General features: G+C 70.9%; 12 protein-coding genes and 1 pseudogene. 9 read left to right on the forward strand and 4 right to left on the reverse strand.

Translation table 11 applies throughout. The features are described 5' to 3' along the window. A pseudogene (locus ACBY01_RS14590) lies at nt 1–102 on the reverse strand (electron transfer flavoprotein subunit beta/FixA family protein); the annotation flags it as partial. Between the two features lie 291 nt (nt 103–393). Then, nucleotides 394–1,593, reverse strand: a complete 1,200-nt coding sequence (gene sucC, locus ACBY01_RS14595; protein WP_416461666.1) for an ADP-forming succinate--CoA ligase subunit beta — start codon at nt 1,591–1,593, stop codon at nt 394–396. Between the two features lie 388 nt (nt 1,594–1,981). Here sucC and ACBY01_RS14600 point away from each other — a divergent pair, with 388 nt between their 5' ends. Both ACBY01_RS14600 and ACBY01_RS14605 read left to right on the forward strand, forming a co-directional pair. Further along, nucleotides 1,982–2,488, forward strand: coding sequence for a sterol desaturase family protein (locus ACBY01_RS14600; RefSeq protein WP_416461667.1), 507 nt, complete (start codon nt 1,982–1,984; stop codon nt 2,486–2,488). Then, entirely contained in the window at nt 2,485–2,883 is a 399-nt protein-coding gene (locus ACBY01_RS14605; RefSeq protein ID WP_416461668.1) for a hypothetical protein, read from the forward strand. The genes ACBY01_RS14600 and ACBY01_RS14605 overlap by 4 nt, the downstream gene beginning before the upstream one ends. A 183-nt stretch (nt 2,884–3,066) precedes the next feature. Here ACBY01_RS14605 and ACBY01_RS14610 read toward each other — a convergent pair whose 3' ends face one another. After that, complete coding sequence (locus tag ACBY01_RS14610) at nt 3,067–4,002, reverse strand: ribose-phosphate pyrophosphokinase (RefSeq protein ID WP_416461669.1); 936 nt, start codon at nt 4,000–4,002, stop codon at nt 3,067–3,069. A gap of 156 nt (nt 4,003–4,158) precedes the next feature. On the opposite strand from ACBY01_RS14610, the gene ACBY01_RS14615 reads away from it, so the two are divergent. Together ACBY01_RS14615 and ACBY01_RS14620 are read left to right on the forward strand one after the other, a co-directional pair. Continuing rightward, nucleotides 4,159–6,543: a hypothetical protein gene (locus tag ACBY01_RS14615; protein ID WP_416461670.1), complete on the forward strand. Its 2,385-nt coding sequence runs from the start codon at nt 4,159–4,161 to the stop codon at nt 6,541–6,543. Nucleotides 6,544–6,666: 123 nt separating this feature from the next. Beyond that, nucleotides 6,667–7,233, forward strand: a complete 567-nt coding sequence (locus ACBY01_RS14620; RefSeq protein ID WP_416461671.1) for an HD domain-containing protein — start codon at nt 6,667–6,669, stop codon at nt 7,231–7,233. Between the two features lie 69 nt (nt 7,234–7,302). Here the strand turns inward: ACBY01_RS14620 and ACBY01_RS14625 are convergent, their stop codons facing one another. After that, nucleotides 7,303–8,049: a glucose 1-dehydrogenase gene (locus ACBY01_RS14625; RefSeq protein WP_416461672.1), complete on the reverse strand. Its 747-nt coding sequence runs from the start codon at nt 8,047–8,049 to the stop codon at nt 7,303–7,305. A 105-nt stretch (nt 8,050–8,154) separates the two neighbouring features. On the opposite strand from ACBY01_RS14625, the gene ACBY01_RS14630 reads away from it, so the two are divergent. From ACBY01_RS14630 to ribD, 5 genes are all read left to right on the forward strand, one after another. Continuing rightward, a complete protein-coding gene (locus ACBY01_RS14630) occupies nt 8,155–8,532 on the forward strand; it encodes an ArsR/SmtB family transcription factor (RefSeq protein WP_416461673.1) in 378 nt (125 codons plus the stop codon). Between the two features lie 34 nt (nt 8,533–8,566). Next, on the forward strand, nt 8,567–9,901 hold the full coding sequence (gene gltX, locus ACBY01_RS14635; protein WP_416461674.1) for a glutamate--tRNA ligase: 1,335 nt from the start codon (nt 8,567–8,569) through the stop codon (nt 9,899–9,901). A 233-nt stretch (nt 9,902–10,134) separates the two neighbouring features. Then, nucleotides 10,135–10,809 carry an energy transducer TonB gene (locus ACBY01_RS14640; RefSeq protein WP_416461675.1) on the forward strand — a complete coding sequence of 225 codons (675 nt, stop codon included), beginning with the start codon at nt 10,135–10,137 and terminating at the stop codon, nt 10,807–10,809. 57 nt (nt 10,810–10,866) lie between these two features. Then, the gene (locus ACBY01_RS14645; RefSeq protein ID WP_416461676.1) at nt 10,867–11,214 is read left to right on the forward strand and encodes a hypothetical protein; all 348 of its coding nucleotides are present in this window, start codon (nt 10,867–10,869) and stop codon (nt 11,212–11,214) included. 35 nt (nt 11,215–11,249) lie between these two features. Further along, a complete protein-coding gene (gene ribD, locus ACBY01_RS14650; RefSeq protein WP_416461707.1) occupies nt 11,250–12,203 on the forward strand; it encodes a bifunctional diaminohydroxyphosphoribosylaminopyrimidine deaminase/5-amino-6-(5-phosphoribosylamino)uracil reductase RibD in 954 nt (317 codons plus the stop codon). The last annotated feature ends 1 nt before the right edge of the window (nt 12,204 follow it).

A 12,204-nucleotide genomic window follows, 5' to 3' on the forward strand; every position in this document is an offset into this window, starting at 1 on the left:
GCTCATCTTGACGTTGGCCAGGTCCACGCCCGACCCGTCCGCCTTCACCCGCGGCTTCACATTATAGTCAAGCACCCGCTTGACCGGCACCAACAGCTTCATGTGCTTTCTCTCCGTGAACGGAAATGCCGGGGACCCTATAGCAAGGGGCCCGCCGCGGCCATGGTTTGGGGCGGTGCCCCGTTCCTTGGCCGGGGCGGGCCCCGAGAGTTGATTGAAGTCGGATAGAACCCGAGGGGGGCGTACCCCGGCAAAGGCCGGGGTCCCGTTGCGGTGGTCGAAGAGGCGTGGTGCCCTTTTCAGCCGCTATCCCAACTGGGCCCCGGCCTTCGCCGGGGTACAGTCCTTCGGGGAGACCGGCGCCCCCACCGCGTGTGCGGGGGCGGCAGGAGGTCAGGCGGCCTTCTGGACCTCTGCCACGATCTTCTTGGCGGCGTCGCCCAGATCGTTGGCCGGCACGATCGCCAGGCCCGAGTTGGCGAGGATTTCCTTGCCCTTCTCGACGTTGGTGCCTTCCAGGCGGACGACCAGCGGAACCTGCAGGTTCACTTCCTTCGCCGCCGCGACGATGCCCTCGGCGATGATGTCGCAGCGCATGATGCCGCCGAAGATGTTGACCAGGATGCCCTTCACCGCCGGATCGCTCAGGATGATCTTGAACGCCGCGGTCACCTTCTCCTTGTTGGCGCCGCCGCCGACGTCGAGGAAGTTGGCCGGGAACATGCCGTTGAGCTTGATGATGTCCATCGTCGCCATCGCGAGGCCGGCGCCGTTGACCATGCAGCCGATGTCGCCGTCGAGCTTGATGTAGGCGAGGTCGTACTTCGACGCCTCGAGCTCCATCGCGTCCTCCTCGGTGGTGTCGCGCAGCTCCATCAGATCCTTGTGGCGGAACATCGCGTTGCCGTCGAAGCCGACCTTGGCGTCGAGCACCATCAGCTTGCCGTCCTCGGTGACGGCGAGCGGGTTGATCTCGATCTGCTCGGCATCGGTGCCGAGGAACGTGTCGTACAGCTTCGATGCGACGTTCGCAGCCTGCTTGGCGAGGTCGCCGGTCAGCTCCAGCGCCGCGGCGACGGCGCGGCCGTGGTGCGGCATGAAGCCGGTCGCGGTGTCGATGTCGATCGAGTGGATCTTCTCGGGCGTGTCGTGGGCGACGGTCTCGATGTCCATGCCGCCCTCGGTCGAGGCGACCATCGACACGCGGCCGGTCGCGCGGTTGACGAGCAGCGCGAGGTAGAATTCCTTGGCGATGTCGACGCCGTCGGTGACGTAGAGGCGGTTGACCTGCTTGCCGGCCTCGCCCGTCTGGATCGTCACCAGCGTGTTGCCGAGCATGTCCTGCGCCGCGGCGCGGACTTCCTCGGGATTCTTGGCGAGGCGGACGCCACCCTTGGCGTCGGGGCCGAGTTCCTTGAACTTGCCCTTGCCGCGGCCGCCGGCGTGGATCTGCGCCTTGACGACGTAGAGCGGCCCGGGGAGCTTCTTCGACACTTCGACCGCCTCGTCGACCGACAGCGCGGCATAGCCCGCGGGTACCGGCACGCCGAATTTCGCGAGGAGTTCCTTGGCCTGATATTCGTGGATGTTCATGGAGAAGTTCCTGCCTCGCTAGGTTCGAGAAACGGAAATTGCGGTGAGCCTAAAGCACAGCGGATGCTGGAAATCCACCCCCGACCGCATCAGACGCTAACGCGAAGCGGTCGCAATAATGGAAATTCGGTTCTGTTTCCAACAACGACCGACGCGTCGCCGGGTTTCCCGCAGCACCTCGCCTTCATCCACTGGACAGGGGCAGGAACCTTGCGGCCACGATCGCCACGCTCGCGCTGGAGGCGTTCGGCGGATCCCTTCCCTCGGAGCGACCGGGCGTTGGCAGGGCAGTGCGATCGCGCCGATGTTCCCGCGGCGCTCGCTCCGGCGTGATACCTCCCGCCCGTTCCGCCTCGCACTCGACGGTGCGCGACGCTATATCGCGGGCATGCACTGGACCCTGGGCATCTTGCTGTTCGTCGGCACCGTGATCTTCATGGAGGGCTTCGCCTATGCCGCGCACCGCTGGGTGATGCACGGGCCGGGCTGGTTCCTCCATGCGAGCCATCATCGTCCCCGCACCGGTCCGTTCGAGTGGAACGACCTCTACGCCGCGATCTTCGCGGTGCCCTCGTTCGTGTTGCTGCTGGGCGGCGTGCAGCTCGGCTGGTGGCCCGGCTGGGCGTGGATCGGCGCGGGGATCGCCGCCTATGGTGCGATCTACTTCGGCTTCCACGACGTCATCGTCCACAAGCGCGTGTCGCACCGCTACCTCCCGCGCTCGGCGTACATGAAGCGCATCGTCCAGGCGCACCGGCTCCACCATGCCGTCGGCACCAAGGAGGGAACGGTGAGCTTCGGCTTCCTGTGGGCGCCGCGCCCGGACGCGCTGAAGGCGGAGCTGCGTCGCCGCGGCAATGCAGGCGCGCGCCAGCCGGGCGATACCCGCGGATGAGCGTGGCCGACCGGCTCGGCCGCTTCGCGCTGCTGGTGCTGAGCGGTCTGTCGACGCTGGCGCTGATCGGCGCGCTGGCGACGCTGTCGCGCGGACCCGTCACCCCGCCCGTTCCCACCAGCAGCCGCGCGGTGCCGCCCGATGGCATCCCGCCGGTCGATCCCCGGCAGGACAGCTTCGCCGGGGTCGAACCGACGCCGATGGGCAAGGTTTCGCCCGACGTGGCGCAGGCGATCGCGCAGCGCGAATCGGCCGCCGCCGACACGCGCATCGCCGAGTCGCTGGAGACGCTGGCCTATGCGATGCTGGCGCTGGCCGGCTTTGCGGCGGCGGCGGTGCTGGTGCTGCTGCGGATCACCACGCTGCTGGCACGCATCGCCGAGCGGGAGCGGTAAGGTCGCCCATCCAAGTTCGTCCTGCCAACGCAGGCTGGCATCCCGGGCGGCTGGGCGCGGGAGGTCGCGTGTGCCGCTGCTGCCCCGGCTTTCACCAGGAGACCCCAGCCTTCGCTCGGGTGACGGGTGGTTGCTGGCGGACGGGGGCCGGGCGGGTGGCAGCGGTGGCGGCGCCCCCGCGCCTCAATCGAACAGGCTGGAAACCGACGCTTCCTCGGCGATGCGGCGGACCGCTTCGGCGAGCAGCGGGGCAATCGTCATGTGGCGGATCTTGTCGGCCTCGGCGATCACCTCGTGGTTGCCGATCGAGTCGGTGATGACCAACTCGGTCAGCGCTGAGTTCTGGACGCGCGCGACGGCGCCGCCCGACAGCACGCCGTGGGTGCAATAGGCGACGACGCCTTCCGCGCCCGCCGCCTTCAGCGCCGCGGCGGCGTTGCACAGCGTCCCCGCCGAATCGACGATGTCGTCGACCAGCACGCAGAAGCGGCCGCGCACGTCGCCGATGATGTTCATCACCTCCGACTCGCCCGGACGCTCGCGGCGCTTGTCGACGATCGCGAGCGGGGCGTTGTCGAGCCGCTTGGCAAGCGCGCGCGCACGCACCACGCCGCCGACGTCGGGCGAGACGACCATCAGGTTATGCTCGCCGTAGCGGGTGGCGACGTCCGCCGACATCACCGGCGCGGCGAAGAGGTTGTCGGTCGGGATGTCGAAGAAGCCCTGGATCTGCCCGGCGTGGAGATCGACCGAGAGCACGCGGTCGGCACCCGCCACTGTGACCAGGTTCGCGACCAGCTTGGCCGAGATCGGTGTGCGCGGTCCGGGCTTCCGGTCCTGGCGGGCATAGCCGAAATAGGGGAGCACCGCGGTGATCCGCCGCGCCGACGCGCGCCGCAGCGCATCGATCATGATCAGCAGCTCCATCAGGTTGTCGTTCGCCGGATAGGACGTCGACTGGAGCACGAACACGTCCTCGCCGCGCACATTCTCCAGCACCTCGACGAAGATCTCCTCGTCGGCGAAGCGACGGACGCTCGCCCGGGTCAGCGGGATTTCCAGATAGCCCGCGATCGCCTGCGCGAGGGGAAGGTTGGAGTTGCCCGCCAGGAGTTTCATGTCCGTCTTTCGTTGCCCACCGATGCCGCCGTCCTTAGGCAGGGTGACGGTTTGATGAAAGAGGAATGCGGCAGGCACGCCGCTTCCGGACGCTCGGACTTGCCCTAAAATCGACATCGCGCGACGGCAGTCGCAAATCGGACGAACCAATCGGGAGTGGCGGTGCGCATGAGCTTCCAGCGCGTCTTGGGTCTTTTGGCGGCGGCGGCCGCGGTGTTGCCGGCGGCGGCGCGGGCGGACAACCAGCAGTTCGACCTGCCTGGTCCGGCGCTGCGCATGTCGGTCACTCGCGGCAGCGCGACGCTGCCGATCGCGTCGGTGCCGAGCCTTGCCGAGGGCGACCGGATCGCGATCGCCGCCGAACTGCCCGAGAGCCAGGGCGTGCGCTATCTGCTGGTCGCCGCCTTCCTGCGCGGTGCGACCAACCCGCCGCCCAAGCGCTGGTTCTTCAAGGCGGAGAGCTGGGAGCGCAAGAAGGGCAGCCTCGACCTCACGGTGCCCAAGGGCGCCGAGCAGCTGGTGCTGTTCGTGGTGCCGGAAACCGGCGGCGGTTTTGACGCGGTGGTCGACACGGTGCAGCGCCAGCCGGGCGCCTTCGTGCGCGCCTCGATCGAGCTCAGCCAGGCATCGCGCGACCGCGCCCGGCTCGAGCTGTTCCTCGACGGCATCCGCGACGCCGAGCGCAGCCGTCCCGACCAGATCGCCGCGCGCACCGAGCAGCTGACCCGCAGCCTCGCGATTAAGGTGCGCGACGAGTGCCTGCAACAGCCGGTTGAGCAGCGCGCGGCATGCATGGGGCAGAGCCAGAACACGCTGCTGCTGACCGACGGCACCCGCACCTCGCTCGCCGAGACGCTGGTAGGGGCGCCCACCGATCTGGCGTTGCAGATCAGCGCCACGCCGGAGGGCGGCTACGGCTATTACAGCCCGTATATCGGGGTACTGCGCGACGTGGCGCGGCTGTTCGGCGCGTTCCAGACGACGCGTTTCACCTACATTCCCGCCGTGTCGCAGCTGACGGGGAACCGCGCCGGGTTGCTGCTCAACACCGCGCCCTCGTTCGCCAGCCCCAAATCGGTGATGGTCGTGGGGCTGCCGCCGGTGAAGCCGGTCGATCCGCCGCTGCTCCGTGCTGGCGCCGACCGCTTGCTGTGCGCGCCGCCGGGCGAGCTGGTGCTGCCGGTGACGGGCGCGCCGCTGGTCTACGCCACCGACTATGCGCACGGCATGGCGCTGCGCGTGAAGGGGCCGAACGGCGGCACCGTCGACCTGCCCGCGCGCGCCGATCCGCTGCGCGGCGGCTATGTCGTCGCGACAAACCTGCTCGCCGCGCAGGGCAAGGGGCCGGTCGAGGCACAGCTGCACGGCGCCTGGGGCTTCGCGCCGATGGACGGGCCGAGCTTTCGCCTCCAGCCGCCGCAAGCCGGCTGGCGTATCGCCGGCGATGGCGCGGGCGTGGTGGTCGGCCGCGACAATGCGGTGACGCTGGAGGGCGGGGCGGCGGCCTGCGTCGCCCGGGTGACGCTGCGCGATGCCGCCGGCGCGACCCAGGAGGTGGCGTGGAAGCCCGCCGGCGACGGCAGCATCGCCGCGACGCTGCCGCTCGGCAAGGCGAAGCCGGGCAAGATGACGCTGCTGGTCGAACAGCACGGCGTGCCCCAGCCGGACAGCATCCCGCTCGCCGCGCTGGCCGAGGCGAGCCGGATCGACCGGCTGCGCTTCCATGCCGGCGACAGCGAGGCGGTGCTCTACGGTGCGCGGCTCGACAAGGTCACCGCGCTGACGATCGGCGAGACGCGCTTCGAGCCCGCCGAGCTGGGCCGCGAGGGCAAGGCCGACCGCCTGACGCTGCGCGCCGCCGCGCCGGCGACCGGCCCGGCGGCCGGCCAGCCGCTCGCGGCGCGTGCCACCCTGGCGGACGGGCGCAGCCTCGCGGTCGACGGTACGGTCGAGGCGCAGCGGCCGATGGCGAGCGTGGTCAGCCGCACGGTCGATCGCGCCGCGGCGGGCGACGGCCTGCCGATCCGTATCGATGGCGACAGCGTGCTCCCCAACGATGCGCGGCTGACCTTCGCGCTCAAGGCGGCGGGCAGCACCCGCTTCACCGGTACCGAGCGGATCGAGGTCGCGACCGCCGATGGCCGCGCGACCGCGCCGCTGCCGGTCAAGCTGCAGGATGCCGGCGTCGTCATCGCCAGCCTGTCGCCGGCCGAGGCACTGGGCGCGTCGGCCTATGGCCCGCTGCGCTACCGGATCGTGCGGGGCGAGGTGGCGGGCCCCTGGGCCGAGTTCGGCACGCTGGTGCGACTGCCGCGGATCGCCGGCATCGCCTGCGCCGACGGGCAGGAGCGTTGCACGCTGACCGGCAGCGACCTGTTCCTGCTCGACGCGGTGGCGGGCGATCCCGGCTTCGGCCAGCCGGTCAACGTTCCGGAGGGGTTCACCGGCACGAGCCTGGCGGTGCCGAAGGCCACGCCGCTCTACCTGCGGCTGCGCGACGACCGGACGGCGAAGGCCAGCGTGGCGGCGCACGGCGGCTGAGCGGGCGCGTGCGACAACGTCCGTCGTTGCCTCGGCGCTGGCCCGGTGCGGCAGCCGGCGCGTGAGTCAGATGTGCGGACGTCATCCGCTACGCTACGATCCGGGCGCCGCTCAGGAGCCATCATGACCGTCGACGAGAGTCTCGAACTGCTCGGACTGCCCGACACCACCACGCGCCAATGGCTGGAGCAGCTCGGCGAACCACACCGCCACTACCACAACCTCCAGCACATCGAGGCGATGCTCGGCCGGTACGAGGGCGCGAACGCCGGGGTAGTCGCGGCGATCTGGCTGCACGACATCGTCTACGATCCCAAGGCATCGGACAACGAGGAGCGCTCGGCCGAGCAGGCGCGGGCGGATCTGCCCGCGGGCCCGGCCACCGACCTCGCGGTGCGTCTCATCCTCGACACCAAGCACCACGCCGGCGGCGATCCATGGACGGATGCGTTCAACGACCTCGACTTGGCCATCCTCGGTTCGCGTGCGGCGACCTACGACCGCTACGCCGAGGAGATCCGGCGCGAATATGCATTCGTGCCGGATCTTCCCTACCGCACCGGCCGCGCCCAGGTCCTGCGCGCGTTCGATCGACGCACGATCTTCAAGACGCCGGCGTTCCAAGCCCGTGAGCGTCAGGCCCATGACAACCTGCGGCACGAGATCGCCCGCCTCGACGCGGGCGACTGATCCGCCCGGTCGGGGCGCCGTGCCCGTGCGCACGCCGTGTCGGCAGCGCAGGGGCACGGCGCGCGTGGGTCAGCGGATGCCGCCGCTGGCGGTGATCACCTCACCGGTCAGCCAGCCGGCGTCGTCGGAGGCGAGGAAGGCGACGACGCGGGCGATGTCGTCCGGCTCGCCGGCGCGGCCGAGCGGCGTCTGGGCGACGATGCCGGCTTCGAGGTCGGAACCGGCGATGCCGGCGGTGTGGGTGCCCTCGGTCGTGACATAGCCTGGGCTTACCGCGTTGACCCTGATCTTGCGCGGGGCGAGTTCGTTCGCGAGCACGCCGGTGATGGCGTTTACCGCACCCTTGGTCCCGGCATAGACCGCCGCGTTCGGCGTATGGATATGGGTGATCGCCGACGAGATGTTGATGACGCTGGCGCCCTCGCCGAGATGCTTCGCCGCCGCCTGCGTCGTCAGCAGCACGCCGAGCACGTTGACGTCGAATTGCTGACGATACTGATCCTCGCTCAATTCCTCGATCGAGGCGAATCCATAGATGCCGGAATTGTTGACCAGCACGTCGAGCCGGCCGAACTCCCGCACCGCCGTTTCGATCAGGCCCTGTGCCTCCGCGGCCTTGGCGACGTCGCCCTGGACCGCGACCGCCTTGCCGCCGGCCGAGGCGATCGCCTCGACCACGGCGTCGGCGCCCGCCTTGCTCGACGCATAGTTGACGACGACCGACGCGCCCTCGTCCGCGAGTGCCTTGGCGATCGCCGCGCCGATGCCCTTCGATGCCCCGGTGACGACCGCGACCTTTCCGTTGAGCTTTGCCATCTGTGTTATACCTCCGAAATGGGCAGGCGCCGGAGGGCAGCCTTTGTCCCATGGTTCGGAAGTTCGGAACTAATGCAGCGTGGATCAAGCCCCCTATATGGATAAATGATGAGGCCCCTTTTCCATCCAGCGATCGAGGACGTGCGGCCGGAGGCGATCCTCCATGCCCTTGCCGATCCCAACCGCGCGGCGATCTTCGCGCGGCTGCTGAAGGCGGACTGCGCCGAAGCCTGCTCGGCGTTGGCAGCGGTCGGCGATCGCGTCCTCCCCAAGTCGTCGCTGTCGAACCACTTCAAGGTGCTGCGCGAGGCCGGGCTGATCCGCAGCGAGCGCCACGGCGTCGAGGTCCGCAACCAGCCCCGCTGCGAGGAGATCGAAGCACGCTTCCCCGGGCTGCTGACGGGGATCCTCAACGCCTATGCGGGCGCTGGCGGTTGCGGGGATGGCGACGCGAGCGCCGGGAGCGCGGCGTCTCCGCAGTAGCCGCGCGCCGCCGAATCGCTCTACAGGGCGGCGTATGACCGTCATCACCCGCTTCGCGCCCAGCCCCACCGGGCGGCTGCACCTCGGCAACTTGCGCGCGGCGCTGATCAACTGGCTCCATGCCAGGGCGAACGGCGGCCGGCTGCTGCTGCGCATCGACGATACCGACGCGGCGCGATCCGAAGAGCGGTTCGTGGCCGCGATCCGCGATGATCTGGCGTGGCTGGGGATCGACACGGCCGAGGAGGTGCGCCAGTCGGCGCGCTTCGACCGTTACGAGGCGTGCTTCGCGCAGCTGGTCGCCGCCGGGCGGGTCTATCCGGCCTACGAAACCCCCGAAGAGCTCGACCTGCGGCGCAAGGTGCTGCTCGGCCGCGGATTGCCGCCGGTCTACGACCGCGCCGCGCTGCGGCTGAGCGAGGCGGATCGCGCCGGGCTGGAGGCGGAAGGGCGGCGGCCGCACTGGCGCTTCCGCCTCGACCACGACGCGCCGATCGGCTGGCACGATCTCGTCCGCGGCGAGCAGCGCTTCGACGCCGCACGGCTGAGCGATCCGGTGGTGCGCCGCGCCGACGGCAGCTGGCTCTATCTGCTCCCCTCGGTGATCGACGACATCGACCTGGGCGTGACGACGGTGATCCGCGGCGAGGATCACGTCTCCAACACCGCCACCCAGATCCAGATGTTCGGGAGCCTGGGCGCCGCGCTGCCGGAGTTCGCGCACGTCGCGCTGCTCACCGGGGCGGAAGGCAAGCTCTCCAAGCGGCTCGGCGCGACCGGCGTCGACGAGTTCCGCGCACTGGGGATCGAGCCCGAGGCGGTGGTGGCGATGCTCGCTCGCTTGGGCACCAGCGATCCGGTCGAGCCGATCCTCGATCGCGCGCCGCTGATCGAAGGGTTCGACTTCGCCCGCTTCGGCCGCGCCCCGGCGCGCTTCGACGAAGCGGACCTGCAGGCGCTCAACGCCCGCATCGTCCACCAGCTCGATTGGAACCACGTCGCCGACCGGCTGCCGGAGGGCATGGACCGCACCGGCTGGGACGCGATCCGCGCCAATCTGTCGACCGTTGCCGAGGCGGCGGACTGGTGGCGGGTGGTGACCGGTCCGGTTCCCGCGCCGGCGCTGGCCGACGAGGACCGCGGCTTTGTCCGCCAGGCCGCGTCGGTCGCCGAGTCGCTAGATTGGGACGCGGGCGTGTGGGGCACGCTCACGGCCGCGCTCAAGCAGGCGAGCGGGCGCAAGGGGCGGTCGCTGTTCCTGCCGCTGCGGCTCGCGCTCACCGGCCGTGACCATGGGCCCGACATGGCGGCGCTGCTGCCGCTGATCGGCCGCGAGCCGGCGCTCGAACGGCTTCGCGCCGCCGGCTGACGGGCGGAGCCCGCTCCCCTTATGTGCTCCCGCGCAGGCGGGAGCCCAGGGTCCGGGCGCCAACCATCGTCGTTCTGCGGGACCCTGGCTCCCCGCCTGCGCGGGGACACCGGGTACGCCGTCGTCAGGTCCACGACCTTGGTCGGGGATCCCGCCATTCCGATTGTGCAACCACCGTGATGTTGTACCATCGCGCTTCTCGGCCCTTGCAGGGCGCGAACGAGGAGAAGCCGATGTACGCGAATCGCTTTGCTTCCGAACGCCGCTTCCATCCCGTCAGCCTCGGCGTGGCGCTGGCGATCAACGGCGGACTGCTGGCCGCCATGCTGCTCGCCGGGTCGGTCGTGACCAGCATCCCGCAGGAAGACCCGGCGCTGATCACCACCAACGTGCCGCTGCCGCCCGATCCACCGACGGTCGAACCCGAACCGGTCCCCGCAATCGAGCCGATTGCCGCGCCGCTGCCGTTCGTGCCGAAGCCGGTGGTGCCGCTGCCGCAGCCGGACCAGCCGCGGATCGCCAGCGAGTCGCTGCTGCCGGTTGCGCCGCCGCCCGCCATCCCGGGCACCGCGGGCGGGACGGGCACCGCCGCGGCGGCGGTGCCGGTGACGCCGGCGCCCGTGCTGGTCGACGCCGCGCCCGACCCGCGCTTCCTCGACGCGTTCCAGCCCGACTATCCCGCCGCCGAGCGCCGCGCCGAGCGCGACGGCGTGGTGACGGTGCGCGTCCGCATCGGCGCGGACGGGCGGGTCGGCGCGGTCGAGCCGGTGCGCGCGACCAGCGACGCGTTCCTGGAGGCGACTCGCCGCCACGCGCTGTCGCGCTGGCGTTTCCGCCCCGCGACGCGCGACGGGGTGGCGGTCGAAAGCTGGCGGGTGATGACCGTCCGTTTCGAAATGGCGGACTGATCCGAACGGCGCAGGGGCTGGCGACGCCGCGTCCCTGCGCCTATTTGCAGTGCCGTCATGAGGATCCTGCGCCACTTCTCGCTCCTGCGGGCCTATCGCGACCTGCGCGTCTTCCTGTCGGAGCGGCATCCGCACCAATGGGGCTTCCTCGCGCTCGCGGTGACGATGACCGGGCTGTGGATCTGGGCGTTCGTCCACGATTCGCACTTCGAGCGGCCCTACCACCGCGAGATCCAATATGTGCAGGACTGGCGCCTCGACCGGACCGACGAAGAGATTCGCGCGCAGCAGAAGATCGACGAGGCCGAGCGGCAGAAGGGCTATGCCGAGCGCGATGCGCGCCGCGCCAAGGTGCGCGCCGAGTTCAAGAAGCTCGACGACGGCATGACCGCCTGGGGGCTTTGACCTCTGCACCCGCCGACGCCGACGACGCGCGCTGGATGGGCGCCGCGCTGGCGCTCGCCGAGCGTAGCCGCGGCCGCACCGCGCCCAACCCCAATGTCGGCTGCATCGTCGTCGCCGCCGACGGTCACGTCGTCGGGCGGGGCTGGACCCAGGCGGGGGGGCGTCCGCATGCCGAGGCGGTGGCGCTGGCGCAGGCCGGCGGCGAGGCCCGCGGCGCCACCCTCTACGTCACGCTCGAACCCTGCGCCCATGTCTCCCCCCGCGGGCCCGCCTGCGCCGACCTGATCGTCGCCGCGCGGCCGGAACGGGTGGTGGTGGCGCTGACCGATCCCGACCCGCGCACCGACGGTGCCGGGATTGCCCAGCTGCGCGCCGCCGGCATCGCGGTGCGCGAGGGCGTGCGCACCGCCGAGGCGCGGCGCAGTATGGCTGGGTTCCTCACCCGCCGCCGCTTCGGCCGCCCGCACGTCACGCTCAAGCTCGCGACGTCGCTCGACGGGCGCATCGCGCTGCCGTCGGGCGAGAGCCGCTGGATCACCGGACCCGAGGCGCGCGCGCACGCGCATCTCGAACGCGCGCGGCACGAGGCGATCCTGGTCGGGCGCGGAACCTATGACGCCGATGTGCCGCGACTCGACGTGCGGCTGCCCGGGCTGGAGGCGCGCAGCCCGCGCCGGCTGCTCCTCACCCGCGGCACCGCACCCGAGGGCTGGGAAGCCCTGGCCGACGTGGCCGCGCTCGGCGCGGTCGAAGGCGTCGACCATCTGCTGGTCGAGGGCGGGGCGGGCGCCGCCGCCGCCTTCCTCGCGGCCGATGCGGTCGACCGGCTGCTGCTCTACCGCGCGCCGATCCTGGTGGGGGCGGGGCAGGCGGCGATCGGCGACCTCGGCCTGGCCGACCTGGGCGCCGCCCACGGCCGCTGGCGGTTGCACGACGCGCGCGTGCTTGGCAGCGACCGACTCGAAGTCTACGAGCGCGAGCGAGATTGAT

The organism is Sphingomonas mangrovi, assembly GCF_047975845.1.
Lineage (GTDB): Bacteria > Pseudomonadota > Alphaproteobacteria > Sphingomonadales > Sphingomonadaceae > Sphingomonas.